The following is a 20,937-nucleotide window of genomic DNA, read 5'->3' as shown; positions in this document are numbered from 1 at the left end:
GTGGCCGGTCGTGGTGCTCCGGCGGCGTTTCAGGACGGGATCGACGGTATGGAGCGGCTCTCGGGAGCGGCACCGTACCGGGTACGGGATCGTGCCCGTCCGGTACGGAACCCCGTACGGATCCCGGTCGGAGGTCCCGGCCCGGTCGCAGGGTGCGCCGGAGCGCTCACCGCGAGCCGGCCACCGACGTGCCCGGGCCGCCGTCTCCGGCCGCCGGGGCCCCGGACGCGCGGTCGACGCGCGGCGTGCCGGGGGCGCGCGGCGGAGTCGGACGCGCGGTCCGCAGCTGCAGCACCACGACGGCAGCGAGCACCAGCAGGCCGCCGACCAGCTGCAACGGGGTCAGCTGATCGCCGAGCGTGAGGGTGGCCAGGGTGGTGGTCACGACCGGTTCGAAGGTGGACAGGATGGCCGCGGTGGACGGTCCGGTGCTCTGCAGGCCGGCGAAGAACGCCAGCATCGCCACCACCGTCGAGACCACCGCGATCGCGGCCAGCCACACCCAGCCGGCCGGGCCGAAGCCGAGCTCCACACCGCCCGTGAGTACCGCCCGTATCCCGAACGTCCCGGCCGCACCCGCCATCACCAGCGCGGACAGTGTCACGGGGGCGAGACGGTCCACCACGGTGTCGGAGACCAGGATGTAGACCGTGTAGGTCGCGGCGCTGCCGACCGCGAGCAGGGCGCCCCACCCGTCGAGGCGTCCGGTACCGGCGCCGACCAGCACCAGCACGGTGCCCGCGGACGCCACGACGAGGGCGACGGTGCGTCGCCGGGTCAGGTGGTCCCGCCCCAGGGCCACCGCGGCGACGGTCACCATCACCGGATACGTGTAGAGCAGCAGCGACAGCAGCGAGGCGTCCATCCGCTGCAGGGCGGCGAAGTACAGCCCGGCCTGCGCGGCGTAGCCGACGGCACCCAGCAGGATCGCCACGGCCACGACGGCGGCCGGGCGCCCGGCCCGCCGCCCGGACGGGGCGGCACCGGACCGGCGACGCCGCCCCGGACGCAGCGCCGCGGCCGTCCCCAGGATGACCGCCGCGAGGGTGAACCGGATCAGCAGCAGCGCGTCCGGAGACACCCCGGCCGCGAACGCCAGCTTGCCGAACACGCCCATCGCGCCGAAGCACGCGGCGGACACCAGACACCACAGCAGACCCATGACCCGAGCCTGGGGTGGTCGACCGATCAGGTCAAGCGACGAATCGTGCACGTCAAAGGTAAGCTGATGTGCATGATCTTCGATCTGCACCGTCTGCGACTGCTCCGCGAACTCGAGGAGCGGGGCACGCTCGGTGCGGTGGCCTCGGCGCTGGCTTTCAGTCCGTCGGCGGTGTCGCAGCAGCTGGCCGTGCTCGAACGCGAGGTCGGCACCGCGCTCTTCGAGAAGGCGGGTCGCAACGTCCGGTTGACCGAGGCCGGCCGGTTGCTCGCCGACCACGCGCGGGCGCTGCTGGCCGCCGCCGACGCCGCCGCGGTCGAACTGGCCGGACTCGGCGGCGAGGTGCGCGGCACCGTCCGCGCGGGCGGTCTGCAGTCGGTCACCCGCCGCCTGCTGGTGCCGGCCGTCGCGCAGCTGCGGACACGGCACCCGCGGGTGCGGTGGGAGGTCGCCGAACTCGAACTCGAGCAGGCGCTCCCGGAGCTGCGGCTCGGTGCGATGGACATCGCCATCAGCGACGAGTACGACGGCCACCCCCGCCCGCGGCCGGCCGGGCTGTCCTGCGAGTCCGTCCACGACGAGCCGCTGCATCTGGTGCTCGCGCCCGACCATCCCCTCGCCGCGGGGTCGGGCCCGATCGCCCCGGCGGCGTTGCGCGACCAGCAGTGGGTGACCTCGCCGGAGGGCACCGGGCACCACGCCATGGTCGTCGGCACCTGTCGGGCACTCGGTGGTTACGAGCCCGACGTGCGCCACCAGGCCACCGACGCCGACATCCAGCTGGCCCTCGTACGCAGCGCCGGCGCGATCGCGCTGCTGCCGGCGCTGACCCTCCCGACCCACGACCCGACCCTGGCGTTCCGCTCGATCGCCGGAGCGCGGCTGCACCGGCGTCTGCTGGCCTACACCCGGGAGGGTCCGCGCAGTCCCGCGCTGACCGCGTTCCTCGCCGCGGTCGGTGAACACCTCGACGATCTCCGCACCGTCCAGGGGCACTCCGGCTGATCCGGTCGCGACCGGGGTGGCGCGGAGGTGGTCCGCCCGCCCCCGACTTTCGTTGCGCGGCAGCTGTGTCCGCCTCGCGGCGGCTGCGTCCGCTTCGCGACGGCTGTGTCCGCTTCGCGACGGCTGTGTCCCCTTCGCGACGGCTGCGTCCGCCTCGCGACGGCTGCGTCCGCCTCGCGGCGGCTGCGTCGGCGTCGCGGCGGTTGCGTCGGCCTTGCGACAGCGCCAGCCGGGTCCAGTCAACGACAGCGGCGTCCGCTTCGCGACAGCTGCGGCCGCTTCGCGACAGCTGCGTCCACTTCGCGACAGCTGCGGCTGCCCGGACGTGTCGCGAAGACGTCGAACCTGTCGCGGAGCCGCTCGCGGCGCGGCGTTTCCCGCTCCGCCTCGACGTGGCCGTCCGCGCGACCCCGCGGGCCTCCTCGTCGGTCGTCCGGCCCGGTGGTCCGGCGCTCCAGTATCGCCCGGCCGTGGCGGCCCTGCCCCGTTCGGCCGCACTTGGGTCAGCGCTCTGGACTTATGTTTACGTCACCACCCATGATGTGAACGCAAACACGAGGCGCAACCGCCGCCGTGCAGGGCCCTTTCCAATGACGGAAGAGGATTTGATGACGTCACGTCGATTCACCCGGGCGTTCAGAGGTGCGACGGCGGCCATCACCGCGGTCGCCGGTCTGACCTTCGGGCCCGTCCTTCCCGCGCATGCCGCGGATCCGACCGTGGCCGTCACCCTGACGCCCAACCCGGCCTACCGGGGTCCCGCTTTCCAGGGGTGGGGCACCAGCCTCGTGTGGTTCGCCAACGCGACCGGCGGTTACCCCGACGCGCTGCGGAACCAGTTGGCGGACATGGTGTTCGGCGACGACGGCCTCAACCTCAACATCGCCCGCTACAACATCGGCGGCGGCAACGCCACCGACGTCGGCGACGACTACTTCCGCAAGGGCGGCGCGGTGCCCGGCTGGTGGAACCCCGACTACGCCGCCGCCGACGCACAGGGACCCATCACCTCCGGCTACGCCGACCGTGACCGTTACCTGGCCGCCTGGGACCCCGCCGACCCGGCCGCCTACGACTTCGACGCCGACGCCAACCAGCGCTGGTGGATCTCAGCCATCAAGGACCGGGTCGACCGCTGGGAGGCGTTCAGCAACTCGCCGCCCTACTTCATGACCGAGAGCGGTTACGTGACCGGTGGTTTCAATTCCTCCGCCGACCAGATCAAGCCGGCCGCGGCCGCGAAGTTCGCCGCCTACCTGAAGACGGTCAGCGAGCACATCGAGCAGACCGAGGGCATCACCTTCGATTCGATCGACCCGCTGAACGAGCCGAACACCCCGTACTGGGGGACCGACCTCGGCGCGAACGGCACGCCCAGCTGCTGTCGGCAGGAAGGTGCCCACGCCGGCCCGGGCCTGCAGGCCACGCTGCTCGAGGCGATGAAGGCCGAGCTCGACAGACCGGGCACCACCACGCCTGCCGTCGTCTCCGGACCCGACGAGACCAACCCGTCCATCTTCGTCACCGACTGGTACGGCTGGACCGACGCCGCCCGGCAGGCCGTCGCCCAGCTCAACGTGCACACCTACGGCACCGCCGACCGCCCGCAGGCCCGCGACATCGCCAAGGCCAACGGCAAGAGCCTCTGGATGAGCGAGGTCGAGGGCAACTGGGGCGGCGCGGGCTGGAACCCGACCTCCATCGAGAACGGCCTGGGCCTCGCCGGCCGCATCACCGACGACCTGCGCGAGCTCGAGCCGTCGGCCTGGGTGTTCTGGCAGCCCGTCGAGGACTACTACAACATGCAGCGCACCGAGAAGCTCAACTGGGGCAGCGTTTTCATCGACTTCGACTGCAACGCCGCGGGCCTGTCCGAACGCCGGATCGCCGCCGGTGAGGCCGACCCGACCTGCCGTCTGGCGAGCAACACCAAGTACGACACCACCCGGAACTTCACGCACTACATCGGCGAGGGCGACCACATCATCCCGACCGACGACACCAAGACCACCTCCGCGGTCAAGGCCGACGGCTCCGGCGTGGTGATGGTGCACAGCAACAACAACGCCGTCGCCGAGACCGTCACCGTCGACCTGCGCAAGTTCGGCACCGTCGGTGCCGGCGCGACCGTCACCCCGGTCGTCACCACCGAGTCGCCCGCGGCCACCCCGAGCTCCAACGCCCTGATCCAGGGCACCCCGGTCGCGGTGGACGCCGCGACGAAGACCGCCACCCTGACCGTCCCGGCGAAGTCCGTGACCACCTTCCTGGTCAGCGACACCACCGGCGCCGCCGCGGGTGCGGCGACGCTGTCCGACGGCCGCTTCCAGTTCGTCGGCGTGCAGAGCGGCAACGCCCTCACCGCCGCCGCGCCCGGAGCCGCCGGCACGGCCACCACGATGACCACCCCCGGCACCACCGCCGGCGCGGCCGGCCCGCAGCAGTGGACGGTGACCCGGCTCACCGGGGGCGGCACCTCCGACGAGCGCTACCTCGTGCAGGCCGCCGACGGACGCGTGCTGTCCGCCCAGGCCGCCGGTACCCAGCTCGGCGCCGTCTCCGTCGCCGCCGCCCGCACCACCCCCGCGGCGCAGTGGATCGGCACGACCACCAACGGCATCACCTGGAGCCTGGTCAACGTCGGGCAGGCCAAGAGCCTGGATGTCAACGGCCAGTCGACGGTGAGCGGTGCCTCCGTCGGCATCTACGGCTCCAACAACGGCGCCAACCAGCTGTTCCGGGTCCGCGCCACCACCCCGACCGGCGTCACTCCGATCCGGATCGCCACCCCACCGGGAACGGCCCCGACCCTGCCCGCCACGATCACCCCGCTCTACGCCGACGGCCCCGGCGCGCCGGCTGCCGTCACCTGGAACACCGCGGGCCTGGACTGGACCTCCCCCGGGGTGCGCACCGTGTCCGGCGCGGCGACGGACGTCTTCGGCACCGTCCTCACCGGTGTCACCGCCACCGTCGAGGTGGGCAGCTTCACCGGCACGGACGCCGTCAGCGTGACCACCTACGCCGGGGCCGGGGCGGCGGGCGTCACCGCCGCGGCACCGACCACGGTTGCGGCCCGCACCGCCGACGGCTCCGCGTCCTACCCGACCGCGGTGACCTGGGACTTCACGCCGGTCACGGACGCCGCCCTCGCCCAGCCGGGCGTCGTCCTGGTGCCCGGTACCGCCGCCTCGAACACCACCGGGGCGCCCGGCCTCCCGGCCACGCTGCGGGTCGTCGTCACCGCCCCGACCACGTCCAACACCGCGACCGCCCCGACCACCACCGCCTCGGCCACCTACACCGAGAACGGCTATCCGGTCGACCGCACCCGCAACGGCGACCTCACCGACAAGGGCTGGTCGAACTGGCTGTCGGGCACCAAACGCACGACGGACACCCTCACCTACCTCTTCGGCGAGCAGCTGCTGTCCGACGCGGTGATGACGTTCTTCCGGGACGGCGGCAGCAGCTGGGCGGCCACCGTCCGCGCGGAGTACCGCACCCCGGCCGGACAGTGGACCGCCACCGGCGGCACCGTCACCACGGTGGTGCCGACCGACGGGGCCGCCCCCACCGCCACGCTGCCGCTCGGCGGGGTGCGGGCCACCGGCGTGCGGTTCGTGCTCACCGCCACCCCCAACACCCACATGGTCGTGTCGGAGACGCAGATCAACGCGGCCGTGCCCGCCCGGGCGAACCTGGCCGACGCCGGCGTCATCCGGGTCGCGGGCGCGCCGGTGGCCGGCTTCGATCCGGCGACCACCACGTACCGCGTCGAGAGTGCGGCGGCGACCCCGCCGACCGTCACCGCCACCGCCGCCGATTCCCGCGGCCGGGTGTCGGTCACCCAGGCCACCGCGGCGGCCCCCACCGCGACGGTCGTCGTGACCGCCGAGGACGGCACCACCACGAAGTCCTACCAGGTCACCTTCGTGGCCCCCGCGGAGAAGGCGACGGTGGCCCTCACCGCCGCGATGCCGGCCACCGAGCAGGGCTGGTACCGCTCCAACGTCATCGTCGGGCTCACCGGGCCGGCCGGCACGAAGATCCAGTACAAGCTCGGAGACGGCAGCTGGAAGGCCTACGGCACCGCGTTCACGCTCTCGACGCAGGGCGAGAACCGGTTGTCCACCCGACTTCTCCGGTCGTCGCTGGTGGTGGCGGGGTCGGAGGCGGTCGCCACCGTGAAGATCGACCGGACCGGACCGGCGGTCGGCCTGATCGCGTCACCGTCCACCCGCTCCGGCACCCCACGCAACCCGGTCTCCCTCCAGTTCACCGCGACCGACGCCGTGTCCGGCTCGCCGGTCACGGAGTACCGGATGAACGGCGGCGGCTGGACGACGGGCGACCGGGTCGAGCTGTCCACCGTCGGCGCCTACTCGATCGAGTACCGGGCGACGGATGTGGCCGGCAACGTCGGCGCCTCCCGGAGCACCACGGCCACGGTCAACCCGGACCCGGCCACGACGGTGAAGTCGAATGTGGCCAAGCCCAGGGTCGGATCGATCGTCACGTTCACGATGACCGGCTTCAGCCGCTACTCGACGGTCGACCTGACCGTCGGCGACAGCCCGTTGGCCTCGGTGCTCACCGACGTCAACGGCACCGCCAAGGTGACCGTGACCCTGCCGGCGTCGGCCGGCGCCGGGGTCCAGACCGTGACCGCCACCGGCGGGAACCTCACGGCGACGGTGAAGATCACGCTCGTACCCTGAAGTCCCTACGTCACGCGGCCCGTCCCTCCTGCTTCGGCAGGGGAGGCGGGCCGCTGTCGTGTCCGCCGAGGGGCCCGGTCTTGACGTCGAACTTGCTTTTTGCAAGTGTCATCGCACACCACCACGGAACCGACCGGAGGAGCCACCATGACCTCGATGTTCGTCAACCTGCCGGTGACCGATCTGGAACGCGCGAAAGCGTTCTACACGGCCCTCGGTTTCCGGGTGAACCCGCAGTTCACCGACCACAACGCCGCCTGCGTCGTCGTCGAGGAGGACCACAGCTACTTCATGCTGTTGGTGCGGGACTTCTTCCAGACCATGACCGAGCTGCCGATCGGCGACCCGGCGGTCAACCCCGCCTCGTCGACGGCGATCTTCCTGGACAGCCGCGAGGAGGTCGACGCCGCGGTCACCGCCGGACTCGCCGCCGGCGGCAACCGGGTGGGGCCGCCGCAGGACTTCGGATTCATGTACCAGTCCGGCCTCACCGACCCCGACGGCAACCCGATCGACTTCGGCTGGATGGATCCGGTCGCCGCCGCGCAGGGACCGGCGGCGTTCGCCGAACAGCAGGGCTGACCGTGCCGCCGCGCGAATACCGCCAGTACTCCGGGATCTCGCGCGCGATGGAGCTCGTCGGGGAACGCTGGGCGATGCTCATCGTCCGGGACCTGCTGGTCGGGCCCCGCCGCTACGGCGAGCTCGCCGCCGGACTGCCGCGGATCCCCACCAACATCCTCGCGACCCGGCTCAAGGAGCTGCAGGCGGCCGGCGTGCTGCGGCGGGCGCCCCGCTCCCGGGTGATCGTCTACGAGCTGACGCCCTACGGGCGCGAGTTGGAGCCGGTCGTACTGGCGCTCGGAGCCTGGGGTTTCCGGGCCATGGAGGACCCACGGGAGGAGCAGATCATCACGCCCGCGTCGATGACCATGGACCTGCGGAGCGCCTTCCGGCCGGAGGTGTCGCTGACGCTGCCGCCGACCGCCTACGCCGCGCACCTCGGTCCCGCCGCACTGCACATCCGGGTCGATCGCGCCGAGCTCTCCGTGACCTCCGGGGACGGTCCGGTCGACCTCGCCGTCGCCGCCGACGCCGGTCTGTACCGGATCATCTCCGGCCATCTCGCCCCGGACCGCGCGATCGCCAGCGGAGCCGTGACCGTGCTCGGCGGCCGCGGCGACCTGCTGGACCGATTCGCGAGCACCTTCCGGCTGGCCGCCTGACGTACTCCGGGAACGCGACACGACCCGCCGCCCGTCGCGGGCGGCGGGCCGGAACGTCGGGGTCAGAAGGCCGCTTCGGGAACCTCCATCAGCGACAGGTCGGCGGCCTGCACCACGGCGCGCCGCGCGGTCAGCTCGGGCAGCACGTTGCGGGCGAACCAGCGGGCCGAGGCCAGCTTGCCGGTGTAGAAGTCCGCTTCACGGCCGGCGGCGCCCGCGTCCAGCGCGGCCTGCGCCACCAGCGACTGGCGCACCAGCAGATAGCCGATGAGCAGGTCGCCGGCGGACATCAACAGGCTCACCGCGTGCTCGCCGACCTTGTAGACCGACGCCGGCTGCTTCGCCGCGGCCATCGTCCAACCGACCATCGAGGCGACCATCTGCTGCACGTCGTCCAGTGCGGTGGCCAGCAGCGCCAGTTCCTCCTTCTGCCGGCCGTCCGCGGTGGCCGAGGCGGTCCCGACGAACGCCGCGATCTCACCGGCCACCACCCCCAGCGCGGCACCCTGGTCGCGGACGATCTTGCGGAAGAAGAAGTCCTGCGCCTGGATCGCCGTGGTGCCCTCGTACAGGGTGTCGATCTTGGCGTCCCGGATGTACTGCTCGATGGGGTAGTCCTGCGTGTAGCCGGAACCGCCGAAGACCTGCAACGCCAGGGCCAGGTTCTCGTAGGCCCGCTCGCTGCCGACGCCCTTGACGACGGGCAGCAGCAGGTCGTTGACGCGGGTCGCGAGACCCACGTCGACGCCGTCGATGTCGGCACAGGCGATGCGGTCCTGCCAGGTGCCGGTGTAGAGGTACACCGCCCGCAGGCCCTCGGCGTAGGCCTTCTGCCGCATCAGGATCCGCCGCACGTCGGGGTGGTGGATGATCGTCACCCGCGGCGCGTTCTTGTCCGCCGCGCGGGTCAGGTCCGCGCCCTGCACCCGCTGCCGGGCGTACTCCAGCGCGTTGAGGTACCCGGTGGACAGCGTCGCGATCGCCTTGGTGCCGACCAGCATCCGGGCGTACTCGATGACGTGGAACATCTGGGCGATCCCGTCGTGCACCTCGCCGAGCAGGTAGCCGACGGCCGGCGCGCCGTTCAGACCGAACGACAGCTCGCACGTCGTCGAGACCTTCAACCCCATCTTGTGTTCGACGCCGGTGACGAAGACCCCGTTGCGCTCGCCGAGCTCGCCGGACGTCCAGTCGAACCGGTACTTGGGCACCACGAACAGGCTCAGACCCTTGGTGCCGGGGCGGCTCTCGATGCCCTCTCCCGCCGGGCGGGCCAGCACGAAGTGCACGATGTTCTCGGTCATGTCCTGGTCGCCGGAGGTGATGAACCGCTTCACGCCCTCCAGGTGCCAGGTGCCGTCGGGCTGCCGGGTGGCCTTCGTCCGGCCCGCCCCGACGTCACTGCCGGCGTCCGGCTCGGTCAGCACCATCGTGGAGCCCCAGTGCTTCTCGACCATGATCGAGGCGAGCCGGCGCTGCTCCTCGGTGCCCAGTTGATCGAGCACCTTGGCCATCCCCGGCCCGGACTGGTACATGAAGACGCTCGGATTGGCGCCCATCACGAGCTCGGCGGCCGCCCAGCGCAGTGACGGCGGCGCACCGAGACCTCCCGCGCCCGCAGGGGCTTCGAGGCGGAACCACTCACCGTCGATCATCGCCTGGTAGCTCTTCTTGAACGACTCCGGGAGCCGGATGCTGTGCGTCGCCGGGTCGAACACCGGCGGGTTCCGGTCCGCGTCGATGAACGACGCCGCCAGTGGGCCGGTGGCCACCGTCTCCAGCTCGGTGAGCACCCCGCGGGCGGTCTCCGGGTCCATCTCCTGGAACGGGCCGCGGCCCATCCGGACGTCGTCGGTGAAGACCTCGAACAGGTTGAACTCGAGGTCACGCAGATTGCTCTTGTAGTGGGACCCGCTTCGGTCAGACATCGCGCACGCTCCAGCGTCGGGTTCGGCCGCCCGGACACGACCGACCGTTCCGGCGCAGCGGTACCGCCCGTGGGTTACCGGCCAGTAACTTGCACGGTATTACCGGCGGGTAACCGACGCAAGACCCGATCGGAGTGCGTCGCGGTGTCGGTGGCGGGTGGCAGCATGCAGGCGTGCTCGCCGCCCTCTCCCGCTCCGGCCCCGGCTGGTCCGTCCAGTGCGCCGACGACGCGGGTGTCCCCTCGGGCGCCGTGGTCCCGGTGGTCGCCGCGGACGTCGCCACGCTCGAGCGGGAGCAGCGCCCACGGTGGCTGTGGGACGCGGCCGCCGTCGTGTACCCGGGTCTGCTGGCGGCCGGGGTGCGGTTGCACCGGTGCGTCGACATCACCCAGCACGAGCGGGTGCTGATCGCCCGGGCCGGCCGGTACGGCGAGCCGGTGTCGACGGCCGCGGTGCTCGCACGACGGGACGGCCGACCCGCACCGCCCGACGTCGCCCTCGCCCCGGCCGCCGAACCCGGCCTGTTCGACGACGGACCGGTCAATCCGGCCGCCACCCCCGGGGACCTGCTCGCCGCGCACCGCGACCAGCAGGACCGGCTCGCCGCGGCCGCCGGCTCGCCGGCGGGCGAGGCGGTGGACGTCGATCCGGCGGCGCTGCGGCTGCTGCTCGCCGCGGAGTCGGCCAGTGCCCTGGTCGCGGCCGAGATGGGTCACCTCGGCATGCCGTGGGACGTGGGCGTGCACTCCGACATCCTCTCCGGACTGCTCGGGCCCCGGCCCGCGGCGGGGGAGCGGCCGGCGGTGATGGTGCGGCTGGCCGACGACATCCGTGCCGCCTTCGGCCATCCGGTCAATCCCGACTCCGCCACCGACCTGCGGGCGGCGTTCCGGCGGGCCGGGTTCGACATCGACAGCACACGCTCGTGGACGCTGCAGCAGCTCGACCACCCGGCGGTCGCGCCCGTCCTGGCCTACAAGGAACTGCACCGGCTGTTCACCGCGAACGGCTGGAACTGGCTGCAGCAGTGGGTGCGCGCCGGTCGGTTCCGTGCCGACTACGTGGCGGGCGGGGTCGTGTCCGGGCGCTGGGCGACCCGCGGTGGCGGGGCGCTGCAGATCCCCAAGGTCGTGCGGCGCGCGGTCATCGCCGACCCGGGTCATGTCCTCGTGGTCGCCGACGCGGCCCAGCTGGAGCCCCGGGTGCTCATCGCGGTGAGCGGTGACGAGCGGCTGGGTGCGCTCGCCGCCGCCGACGATCTCTATGCCGCCCTCGCCGACGTCGGGTTCGCCGGCCGCCGCGAGAACGCCAAGATGGCCATGCTCGGCGCGATGTACGGCGCCACGTCCGGAGCCGCCGGTCAGCTCCTGGGCACTCTGTTCCAGCAGTTCCCGGTGGCCATGGACCACGTCGAACGGGCCGCCCGCCGGGGCGAGCAGGGCCGGCTGGTGAGCTCCGTGCTGGGCCGGACCTCGAACCGGCCGGGGCCGCAGTGGTGGGCGACGGTGGACCGCGGTGCGGCCCCCGACGCCTCGCCGGCCGAGGAACAGCGCGGTCGGCAGACCGCCCGGGCCTGGGGCCGTTTCACCCGCAACTTCGTCATCCAGGGGTCGGCCGCGGACTGGGCGGCGGTCTGGTTGTCGTGCCTGCGGCGCGATCTGACCGCGCAGGTGCCGGCGGCCGAGCTGGTGTTCTTCCAGCACGACGAGCTGATGGTGCACGTCGCCGAGGCCGACGCCGGGCACGTCGCCGCGCTGGTCGCCGCGACCGCCGCGGAGGCCGGACGGTTGGTGTTCCCGCACGCCGCCGGGGGCTGGCGGGTGCCGGTCCGCCCCACCGTGGTGCGCTGCTACGCCGACGCCAAGTAGCCCACGACCCCCGGGCCCGGGCGTCGGGTGCTCAGCGGGCGCGGCTCAGCCGACGGGGACGCCGCTGCGGGCCTGCCGGGAGCCCCGGATCCGTCGGACCAGCTCGATGACGAAGACCAGCCCGACGGCGACCCCGATGCCGAGGGCGGTTGCCAGCAGCGGGTTGTCCTGGAAGATCCGCCCGCCCAGGTAGCCGAGCACGCCGGCCTGCAGTGACCAGGCGGACACCGCGATCGCGTCGAAGACCAGGAACCGACGGTGCGACCAACGGACGACGCCCATCGTCATCGTGGTGGCGGTCCGGCCGGCGGGCAGGTAGCGCGCGAGCACCAGGACGGTGCCGCCGCGCCGCTCGATGTGGTGGCGGGCCCACCGGTAGCTGCGTTCACGCCGGTGGCCGCGCAGTGACCAGCGCACCACCGGCCCGGTGCCCCAGCGACCGATGCCGTAGGAGACGTTGTCGCCGATCCAGGCGCCGCACGCACCGGCCAGGACCAGCAGCCACAGGTTCGGGTCGTCCTGGGTGGCGGCGAACGCGCCGCCCGCGATGATCAGCGATTCGCTCGGGATCAGCGGCAGGAACGAGTCCACGACGGCGGTGCCGAGGATGATCAGGTAGATCCACGGCATGCCCATCAGGGCTTCGGCCCAGGCGGTGATCCCGTCCAGCACCACGGCTCCCTCTGCTCCGGGACGGCCTGCCTCGGCGGTCCGGTTCGTACGGTGGAATCCGCCAGCGTACCGACCTTCCTTTGCCTGGGCTTTACTCGAGCGGCTCTAGGCTGCCGACATGAGCAACGACACCCCGGCCGTGCCGCCCCCGGACGAGAAGGACTGGACCTGGGTGCTGGACGCCCCCTGCCCGGACTGCGGCTACCGCGCCGACACCCCGCACGCGGCGGTGCCGGTGCTGGTGCGTGGTCATCTGGACCGGTGGTCGGCCGTGCTCGGACGGGACGACGTCCGGGTCCGGCCGGCCCCCACCGTGTGGTCCGACCTCGAGTACGCCTGTCACGTCCGCGACGTGTACCGGGTGTTCGGAGAGCGGTTGCGGCGGATGCTCACCGAGGACGACCCCGCCTTCGCCAACTGGGATCAGGATGCGACCGCGGTGGAGCAGCGGTACTGGGAGGCCGATCCGGACCGGGTGCGGACGGAGCTGATCGAGGCGGGCAACGCGATCTCCGACGCGTTCGCGGCGGTGCCCGACGACGCCTGGGAGCGCACCGGCCGCCGCAGCAACGGCAGCGTCTTCACCGTGGAGACGCTGGCCTGGTACTTCCTGCACGACGGCGTGCACCACCTCGTCGACGTGCAGGGTTGACCCCGTGCGGTCGGTGCGGTCGGTGCGGTCGGTGCGGTCCGTGCGGGCGCGTGTGCTCCGTGAGGTCCGTGCCGTCGCCGCGGGCCGGCCGGTAGCGTCGCGGCCATGAGCGACGACATCCGGGTGGACCAGCTGCGGGCGCGGCGGCAGGCGCTGGGCTGCGCCTGGTTGTTCCTGGCCGTCCCCGGGGTCTTCGGCGTCGTGGTGCTGCTGGCCAGCGGCGGCACCAGCGTCCCGGGTTGGATCCTGACCGTGGCCTATGTCGCCGGCACCGCGCTGCTGCTGGTGCTGTTCCTCCGGGCGAGCCGGTTGAGGGTCGCGCCGATGGAGTCGCGCAGCAACTGGATCGGCTGGCGCCGGACCGACCGGTGATCCTGGAACACGCGGTGCTGCCGGTCGTCCCGGGGCGGGAGGAGGAATTCCTGGCCGCCTTCGCGCAGGCGCGGCCGATCATCGTCGGGATGCCCGGGTGTCGCGCCGTCCGGCTCGCACGGTCGGTGGAGGCGCCGCACCTGTTTATTCTCCTCGTCGAGTGGGACACCCTCGAGCACCACACCGTCGGGTTCCGCGGCTCGCCGGAGTACCAGCGGTGGAAGGCGTTGCTGCACCGCTTCTACCGGCCGTTCCCGGAGGTCGGACACTTCGTCGACGTACCGGCCTGAGCGGGCGGCGCCACCGCCGCCCCACAACTGACCGCGGCTCACCCGCTGCGGCCATCCGGATGGCCGACGGCACAGGGCTTCTCGGTGCCGCTGCCACCGGAGGAGTCGCGCGCGACGTCGTCGGGCAGGGGAGACGCGACGTCGTCGGTCACTGGACAGGGCGCTCGGATGGCCGTCCGGCGTACCGGGAGGACCGGCCCGACGGTGACCGGCGGAACGGCATGGAGCGGGTGACGAGAATCGAACTCGCGCTATCAGCTTGGGAAGCTGAAGTTCTACCACTGAACTACACCCGCAGGATCTGCGCCTCGACGCTAGCAGAGCGGCCCCCGTTCACCAATCTGCCGGTCGGTGGTTGGCCCGGAGAGGTTTGGGTAGCTAGGTAGTGGCGATTCAGTCGTATCCGGAGCGGTTGAACGCAAGGCCCGACCGGTTGAAAAAATCTGCCGGTCGGGCCGTTCGGCCTCCGTGGGGCGACCCGTTGGGTGCCGTGGGTCGGTCACCCGCTCCGGCCCGGTGGCTCGCGTCGCCCGACGACGCTGGATCGCCACCGGGGACCGCAACTTCCGATCACCGCCGATCCCGGCCCTGCGGCTGGATCGACCGCCGCGAGGGCGTCGACCGCCACCTGTCGCGCTCTCGTGGCGCGCCGTCCGACGTCGTTCCCGACCGGCCCGGACCTCCGGCAGGGCGGCGTCGCGTGACCCCGTCGGTGGACCGGTTACTGACGATCGGACACTTCGCCGGTGACCCGCGGAACCGCCCCTCGGGCCGTCGCGCAGTGGAATCGTCCCGCTGCCAACGCATCTCGGCCCCGGAGAAATAGCGTGTCAGATTTGCCACACCGCTCCCGGCGGATGCACCATGGGCGGTGTCGAGAGGGTCGCGAATGCGTCCGACCCCTCCCTCTTCCCGTTTCCCCCCTTTCCAGAGGAGTTCCGTCGTGAGTGCGTTCAGTGTGTCCAGGGTTGTGGTGACCGGTGGTGCGCAGGGGATCGGTGCGTCGATCGCGCGTCGGTTGTCGTCGGAGGGTCTGGTGGTGTCGATCCTGGATGTCAACGATGTCGGGGCGAAGGAGACGGCGGAGCGAATCGCAGCCGAGACCGGGGGTGAGGTGTTCGGGTTCGGGTGTGATGTGACTGATCGTGAGCAGGTGGGTGAGGTGTTCGCGGCGGCGGCGGGGGCGATGGGGGGTCTGGACACCTATGTCGGTAATGCGGGGATCACCCGGGACGGGATGTTCCACAAGTTGAGTGAGGATGACTGGGATCGGGTGATCTCGGTGAATCTGACGGGGGTGTTCAACGGGTTGCGGGCGGCGGCGCCGTGGTTGCGGACGCCGGGGGTGCCGGGTCGGGTGGTGTTGGTGTCGTCGGTGGTGGCGAAGGCGGGGAATCTGGGTCAGATGAATTACATCGCGGCGAAGGCGGGTGTGGTGGGTCTGGTGCGGTCGGGGGCGTTGGAGTTGGCGCGGTTTGACACGACGGTGAACGGTGTTCGGCCGGGGTTCATCGAGACGCCGATGACGGCGGCGATGCCGGAGGCGGCGCAGGCGGTGATGACGGCGAATCCGTTGGGTCGGGCGGGTCAGCCGGGGGATATCGCGGGTGCGGTGGCGTTCTTGTGCAGTGATGATGCGTCGTTCGTGACGGGGCATCTGTTGGATGTGAACGGCGGGATGGCTCTGTAACACCGGGCCTGCCACGGACAGGGCCCCGGGGAATCGTTCCCCGGGGCCCTCTGTCGTTCCGGCCGCCGGACGTCGGGTGGTTCAGGAACTCGGCACCGTCTCCCGGGCCGACCGCGGCCCCAGCAGCTCCAGGGCCTCGTTCAGCCGGGCCGCGGCCCGGTACGCGGGATCCCGCCGCCCGTCCGTGGCGGAGGCCACCGCGTCGAGGAGCACCCGCACTCCGTCGCCCGGCCGGGCCTCGCCGTCCCCGGGCGGGGTGGTGCCGCGCAGCGTCGGAGCCGCGGCCAGCTCACGCGCCGCCTCCGCGAGCTCTGCACACACGGCGGCCAGCGCGGGGTCCGGGCCCCGGTCCAGGATGGCGGCGGCCAACGCCCGCGCCGCGGCCCCGCACGCGCCCAGCACCGACACCCGGTGACGCAGCTCCAGGCGGTTCGCGCCGAACAGCCGTCCGCGGGTCAGTGCCTTGCGGGCGCGCACCACCTGGCGGCCGGCGTCCTCCACCAGCACGGTCAACGTCAGCGCCGAGCGGTCGACCGGCTCCCCGCGCAGGGTCGTCCCGCACGCGTCCAGCAGATCGGCCAGGGCCGTGAAGAAGGTCTGCCGCGCGACCCGCAGCGTCGCCCGGCTGTGCGTCGGCAGCACCAGCAGGGAGACCCCGATGCCGATCAACGCGCCGACCGCGGTCTCCTCGAGACGCAGGATCAGCACCCGGTCGGAGAACGTGCCGAGCAGCGTGTACAGCTGGCCCAGCATCACCGTGAAGAAGAAGACCATCGCGCTGTTGGACACGACCTGCACGAAGAACGCCGCCGCGATGCACACCAGCACGGCCAGCGCCGCCCACACCGGGTGTCCCCGCGTGACCTCGCCCAGCGCCACCGCACCGAACAGCCCGAGCACCGTCCCGAGGATCCGCGACGCGCTCTTGGACACCGTCTCGCCGGACGTCGCCGCGCCGGCGAACGCCACGAACGCGGCGATGACGGCCCAGTAGAAGCGTTGCGGCGAGATCAGCTCGCCGGCCACGATGGCCAGCGCCGCCGCCACCGCCGCCTGCACCGCCTGCCGCGTCGTCAGCCGCCAGCGGGAGGGGGCGAACCGCGCCGCGTCTGGCTGGTCGAGGGAACGCTCGGCCAGTGAGGCGGAGCCGGGCAGTGCCCCACCGACGAGCGTCACGGCCGGCTCGAAATCGTCCTCCTCGACGTCGAGCGGATCGGGGGAGCCGTCCGTTCTGGCCGGGTCGGTGAGCGCACCGGAGTCCCAGGCACCCACCGTGTCCAGCAGGAACAGGGCGGCGCTGCCCAGCCGGCGCAGCGCCGGCACGTCGCGGCCGTCCGGCGCGGCCAGGGCGTGCGCCACCCGGTCGGCGCCCGCGCGGTCGCCCCAGCCCAGGGCGGTCAGCACGGCACGGACGTCACCCACCGCGGCGGCCGGCAGGGCGTCCCGTCGGGCGGCGATGTCGCGGACGGCTCCGCAGACGGCGTCCAACCCGATCTGCACGTCGACCGTCCACCGGCGCAGCCGGCCCGGCGGCACCCCGGCCGGCAACGCCCGCGGTTCCGCGAGCTGGCCGTCCAGCAGCAACGCCACCTCGTCGACCTGTACCAGCTGTCGCCTCAGCCGGCGCAGCGTCCGGGCGTTGTCGGGCTCGTCGAGCACGTCCAGGGCGGCCGAGATGGCGGCCCGCGCCCGCGCGCGGAGGGCGACGACCGTGCGGTCCAGGGTGCGCCGGGGATCGGGGTGCAGCACCGTCACCAGCAGCAGGCCCACCCATCCCGCGGCGACCAGCAGCGCCACCCACAGCACCGGCAGCTCGGACCGCGGCGCCTGCAGGAACAGGGTGAAGAAGTAGCTCTGCCAGAACACGAAACCCAGGGCGAACCACCGGGGGCCGAAGCGGCGCAGCCACACCGCCAGGAACGAGATCGAGACGAAGCCGATCAGGGACGCCAGGTGGTGTGGCGCGATGAGCACACCGATGGACGCCGACAGCAGCGCGAGACCGGTGCCGATCAGCACCGTGACGGCCGCGCCGCGACGGCCGGCGTCCTTCACCCCGGTGGCCAGCAGCATCGCCAGCACGCCGCCGAACAGGATGAGCAGTCGAGGCGGCTGCCGCAGCAACGCCGCGAGCGCCCACTCGACGAGCAGGGTGCTGCCGACCGCGACGAACACCCGGACCGCGATGCGCTGCCGGGCCCGCCCCGGGTCGGAGGCCACGAAGCGGTCCCGGGCGTCGCGGACCTCCTGGACCACGCGGTCCAGGCCGGCTCCCACGCCCGCACGCACCCGGGTACGGGCCTGGTCCACGGGGCTGGTCACCGGCTCATTCTCGTCTGCCCGCGCGGCGGCGGCGGAGCGGGTTCGCAGCGGCGGCGTCATCATGGGAGGGCGGTCCCGCACCGCACACCGGCGCCCGCCGGGGAAGGCCCCACGAAAGGAGTTCCCATGACCATGCCGGACATGAGTGCCGAGATGGAAGCCGCGACCAAGCGTGTCCAGGAGCTGAGCGACCAGGTGGTCGAGCAGGCCAAGAAGAACGGCCTGGCCTGGTTGGAGGGCTACGAGAAGGTCCTCGCCAACATGCTCGACCTCGAGGAGCAGGCGGCCAGGCAGACCGGCAACGAGCTCGCCACGACCCTGGCGACCACGCACGCCAACTTCGTGCGGGCCACGTCCGAGGTGTTCTTCTCCACCATGACCCGCCAGCTCAAGGGCTGACCCCGGCCGGGCGCGGGACACCCGTCCCGCGCCCGGCATCCGGCGGAGGTCCCGATGCCGCAGGATGGACCACTGTGACGCCCGAGAACCCCGAGAGCCCCGATAACCCCGAGACGCCCGAGCACTCCGTGAGCACCGGACCGGCCGCGACCACCGCGCCCGCCGCCGTGGCGCCCTCCGCTACCGGCCGACTGTCGGTCACCGTCCTCAACGGACCCAACCTCAACCTGCTCGGGACGCGGCGCCCGGAGGTGTACGGGCACACCACGCTGGCCGACGTCGCAGACCGCTGCCGCGAGCACGCCGGTCGGCTCGGGCTGGAGCTGGTGTTCCGGCAGTCCAACCACGAGGGCCGGCTGATCGACTGGATCCACGAGACGGGGGCGGCGGTGCAGCGCGGCGAGTCCATCGGGGCGGTCTACAACCCCGGCGCACACACCCACTACGCGTACGCGATCCGCGACGCCATCGAGGCGGTGCAGCTGCCGGTGATCGAGACCCACATCAGCAACGTGCACGCCCGGGAGGAGTTCCGGCACCACTCGGTGGTGTCGCCCGTGGCGGCCGGCGTCGTCGTCGGCTTCGGCGTGCTGGGCTACACGCTGGCCATCACCGGTCTGTACGAGCTGACTCGCGCTCAGTAGCTCGGCCGTCACGGCCGTCGCTGGGCCGCGACTCCCGCTGGGCCCGGTGCGCCGCCATCCGGATCGGCCCGTTGCTCTCGCCGTACCCCGTGTAACCGGCCACCCGCTCCACCACCTCGAGGAACACCCGGCCGCCGAGCACCTCGGTGTAGAAGTGCAGGTACGCCCCCTGGGGGCCCTCGTCGTAGAGCACCCCGAGCCGCCGCATCCGCTGCAGGACCTCGGCGGGCAGCTCGAGCCGGGCGTCCAGGTCGTCGTAGTAGTTGTCGGGCACCCTGAGCAGCGGTGCGCCGGCCTCCCGGGCCGCCTCCGCGGCGCCCAGCGCATCCCGGGTGGTGAACGCCACGTGCTGCGGCTCCACGACCCCGGGCCGCCAGTCCGCCCCGCGCCGCAGCACCGAGACGTTCAGGCACACCCGCACCCGGTTGGCCGGATCCGCGACGACCCGGTTGCGGACGAGCCCGTAGGGCGCGGCGATCTCGACGTTCATCCGCGTCTGCATCCCCAGCACCGCCCGGTAGAACAGCGTCGCCTCGTCGAAACGGTCGTAGGGCTGCGTCAAGGCGATGTGGTCGATGCCGTCCAGGTCACCGTCACCGGGCCCGCCGGGCCCGTCGGGCCCGCCCCCGTTGGTGGCGACCGGCGGGAAGTCGGCAAGCCAGCCGTCCACGGCCGCGGCGCCGGTGCGGCAGAAGAACACCTCCGTGCCGTCGGGTGCGGCCACCGCGGCCAGGTCGGCCTCCGCCGGGCCGCGGGTCCGCGACAGCACGGGGGCCAGCAGCGCCCGGGCGCGGGCGAGAGCCGCACCCGGGTCCGCGGTCTCGACGCCGATGGCGGCGACGGCGGCGCCGTGTCCGGGGCCGCCGCCGTCGACCGGCCCGTCGACCTCGGGTCCACCGGCGTTGAGCAGGATGCGCGCACTGCCCTGCTGCCACAGCTGCACCGGCTTGGTCCGGTGCCGGCCCGCGTGCTGGAAGCCCAGGGCCGCGAGGGCGTTGGCGACCGCCGGCCCGCTGCCGGCCCCGACCGCGAGCTCGACGAAGGCGTACCCGCCCAGCTGCGGCGACGGGGGTGCCGGCGGCACGTCGACCGGTGCGCGCGGCCCGGAGGGGAGCCGGCCGACGGCGTGCTCCTGCAGCAACAACAGCGACCGGAGGGCGTCGACGGCCGCCCGCTGCGGCTCGGCCTGCCGGAACACGTCGTTGAAGACCTCCAGCGACAACGGCCCGGTGTACCCCGCGGCGATGACGTGCCGCAGGAACGCCGGCAGGTCGAACGCTCCCTGACCGGGGAACAGCCGGTGGTGGCGGCTCCACTGCAGCACGTCCATGGTCAGGTGCGGGGCGTCGGCGAGTTGCAGGAAGAACAGCTTGTCCGCCGGGATCTCCTCGATCCCCGCCGGGTCGGAGCCGCGGGACAGGATGTGGAAGCTGTCCAGACACACACCGAGCGCCGGATGGTCGACGGCCTCGACCAGCCGCCACGAGTGCTGGTAGGTGTCGACGTGGCTGCCCCAGGCCAGCGCCTCGTAGCAGACCCGCAGACCCCGCTCGCCGGCCGCGGCGGCGAGCACCGCCAGCTGTTCGGTGAGTGCGTCGTCGTCCCGGACGGCGTCGTCGGCGGCACTGCTGCAGAGCAGCATCAGCCCGGCGCCGAGCTGCTCCATCACGTCGAACTTGCGGTGCAACCGGCGCAGGTTGCGCGCGGCCCGGTCGCGGTCGGTGCTGTCGAAGTCACGGAACGGCTGGTACAGGTCGATGCCGAGGCCGAGATCGGCGCAGCGGGAGCGGACCTCCGCGGCCGAGCGCGGCGAGCCGATGAAATCCGGCTCGAAGATCTCGACACCGTCGAACCCGGCCGCCGCGGCCGCCGCGAGCTTGTCCTCGAGCGTGCCGGAGATGCAGACGGTGGCGATGCTGTTGCGCCAGGTCCGTACCGGCGGCGGCGTCGCGCCGGCCGGTCGCGTCGTCGTGGACATCCGCCTTC

16 protein-coding genes and 1 tRNA gene are annotated in these 20,937 nt (G+C 72.6%); 11 read left to right on the top strand and 6 right to left on the bottom strand.

Annotation, left to right across the window (positions count from 1 at the left end; all coding sequences use genetic code 11):
* Window positions 1-166: 166 nt before the first annotated feature.
* The gene (locus DB033_RS12925) at window positions 167-1,162 is read right to left on the bottom strand and encodes a DMT family transporter (protein WP_111767036.1); all 996 of its coding nucleotides are present in this window, start codon (window positions 1,160-1,162) and stop codon (window positions 167-169) included.
* Between the two features lie 72 nt (window positions 1,163-1,234).
* Here DB033_RS12925 and DB033_RS12920 point away from each other — a divergent pair, with 72 nt between their 5' ends.
* The 4 genes from DB033_RS12920 to DB033_RS12905 all read left to right on the top strand — a co-directional run bounded on the left by DB033_RS12920 (window position 1,235) and on the right by DB033_RS12905 (window position 8,114).
* Complete coding sequence (locus DB033_RS12920; RefSeq protein ID WP_111767470.1) at window positions 1,235-2,167, top strand: LysR family transcriptional regulator; 933 nt, start codon at window positions 1,235-1,237, stop codon at window positions 2,165-2,167.
* A 608-nt stretch (window positions 2,168-2,775) separates the two neighbouring features.
* On the top strand, window positions 2,776-6,888 hold the full coding sequence (locus DB033_RS21675) for a glycoside hydrolase (RefSeq protein ID WP_111767035.1): 4,113 nt from the start codon (window positions 2,776-2,778) through the stop codon (window positions 6,886-6,888).
* A 147-nt stretch (window positions 6,889-7,035) separates the two neighbouring features.
* Window positions 7,036-7,470: a VOC family protein gene (locus DB033_RS12910; protein WP_111767034.1), complete on the top strand. Its 435-nt coding sequence runs from the start codon at window positions 7,036-7,038 to the stop codon at window positions 7,468-7,470.
* Window positions 7,471-7,472: 2 nt separating this feature from the next.
* Window positions 7,473-8,114, top strand: coding sequence for a winged helix-turn-helix transcriptional regulator (locus DB033_RS12905; RefSeq protein WP_111767033.1), 642 nt, complete (start codon window positions 7,473-7,475; stop codon window positions 8,112-8,114).
* A 62-nt stretch (window positions 8,115-8,176) separates the two neighbouring features.
* Here DB033_RS12905 and DB033_RS12900 read toward each other — a convergent pair whose 3' ends face one another.
* Window positions 8,177-10,042: an acyl-CoA dehydrogenase gene (locus tag DB033_RS12900; protein ID WP_111767032.1), complete on the bottom strand. Its 1,866-nt coding sequence runs from the start codon at window positions 10,040-10,042 to the stop codon at window positions 8,177-8,179.
* Window positions 10,043-10,215: 173 nt separating this feature from the next.
* Between DB033_RS12900 and DB033_RS12895 the strand changes: the two genes are divergently transcribed.
* Window positions 10,216-11,910: a bifunctional 3'-5' exonuclease/DNA polymerase gene (locus DB033_RS12895; RefSeq protein ID WP_157970665.1), complete on the top strand. Its 1,695-nt coding sequence runs from the start codon at window positions 10,216-10,218 to the stop codon at window positions 11,908-11,910.
* 45 nt (window positions 11,911-11,955) lie between these two features.
* Here the strand turns inward: DB033_RS12895 and DB033_RS12890 are convergent, their stop codons facing one another.
* Window positions 11,956-12,582: a DedA family protein gene (locus DB033_RS12890; protein WP_157970664.1), complete on the bottom strand. Its 627-nt coding sequence runs from the start codon at window positions 12,580-12,582 to the stop codon at window positions 11,956-11,958.
* A 118-nt stretch (window positions 12,583-12,700) separates the two neighbouring features.
* Between DB033_RS12890 and DB033_RS12885 the strand changes: the two genes are divergently transcribed.
* The 3 genes from DB033_RS12885 to DB033_RS12875 all read left to right on the top strand — a co-directional run bounded on the left by DB033_RS12885 (window position 12,701) and on the right by DB033_RS12875 (window position 13,896).
* Complete coding sequence (locus tag DB033_RS12885; protein WP_111767029.1) at window positions 12,701-13,234, top strand: DinB family protein; 534 nt, start codon at window positions 12,701-12,703, stop codon at window positions 13,232-13,234.
* 105 nt (window positions 13,235-13,339) lie between these two features.
* Window positions 13,340-13,606, top strand: a complete 267-nt coding sequence (locus DB033_RS12880; RefSeq protein ID WP_111767028.1) for a hypothetical protein — start codon at window positions 13,340-13,342, stop codon at window positions 13,604-13,606.
* Complete coding sequence (locus DB033_RS12875) at window positions 13,603-13,896, top strand: antibiotic biosynthesis monooxygenase family protein (RefSeq protein ID WP_111767027.1); 294 nt, start codon at window positions 13,603-13,605, stop codon at window positions 13,894-13,896. The genes DB033_RS12880 and DB033_RS12875 overlap by 4 nt, the downstream gene beginning before the upstream one ends.
* A gap of 222 nt (window positions 13,897-14,118) precedes the next feature.
* Here the strand turns inward: DB033_RS12875 and DB033_RS12870 are convergent.
* Window positions 14,119-14,192, bottom strand: a tRNA-Gly gene (locus DB033_RS12870).
* A gap of 647 nt (window positions 14,193-14,839) precedes the next feature.
* Here DB033_RS12870 and DB033_RS12865 point away from each other — a divergent pair.
* Complete coding sequence (locus DB033_RS12865) at window positions 14,840-15,586, top strand: SDR family oxidoreductase (RefSeq protein ID WP_157970663.1); 747 nt, start codon at window positions 14,840-14,842, stop codon at window positions 15,584-15,586.
* An 81-nt stretch (window positions 15,587-15,667) separates the two neighbouring features.
* On the opposite strand, the gene DB033_RS12860 is transcribed toward DB033_RS12865, so the two are convergent.
* Window positions 15,668-17,908 carry an FUSC family protein gene (locus DB033_RS12860; RefSeq protein WP_170315534.1) on the bottom strand — a complete coding sequence of 747 codons (2,241 nt, stop codon included), beginning with the start codon at window positions 17,906-17,908 and terminating at the stop codon, window positions 15,668-15,670.
* Window positions 17,909-18,034: 126 nt separating this feature from the next.
* Between DB033_RS12860 and DB033_RS20965 the strand changes: the two genes are divergently transcribed.
* Window positions 18,035-18,307, top strand: a complete 273-nt coding sequence (locus tag DB033_RS20965; RefSeq protein ID WP_170315533.1) for a hypothetical protein — start codon at window positions 18,035-18,037, stop codon at window positions 18,305-18,307.
* A 191-nt stretch (window positions 18,308-18,498) separates the two neighbouring features.
* The gene (gene aroQ, locus DB033_RS12855; RefSeq protein WP_111767469.1) at window positions 18,499-18,951 is read left to right on the top strand and encodes a type II 3-dehydroquinate dehydratase; all 453 of its coding nucleotides are present in this window, start codon (window positions 18,499-18,501) and stop codon (window positions 18,949-18,951) included.
* Here the strand turns inward: aroQ and DB033_RS12850 are convergent.
* Window positions 18,917-20,929 (bottom strand): sugar phosphate isomerase/epimerase and 4-hydroxyphenylpyruvate domain-containing protein, encoded by a 2,013-nt coding sequence (locus tag DB033_RS12850; protein ID WP_111767024.1) that lies wholly within the window; start codon window positions 20,927-20,929, stop codon window positions 18,917-18,919. The genes aroQ and DB033_RS12850 overlap by 35 nt on opposite strands.
* Between the last annotated feature and the right edge of the window lie 8 nt (window positions 20,930-20,937).

Origin of the sequence: Nakamurella deserti (genome assembly GCF_003260015.1) — a bacterium.
GTDB lineage: Bacteria > Actinomycetota > Actinomycetes > Mycobacteriales > Nakamurellaceae > Nakamurella > Nakamurella deserti.
The sequence above is the reverse complement of the archived record's forward strand: the minus strand, read 5'-3'. Positions and strand labels throughout refer to the sequence as shown.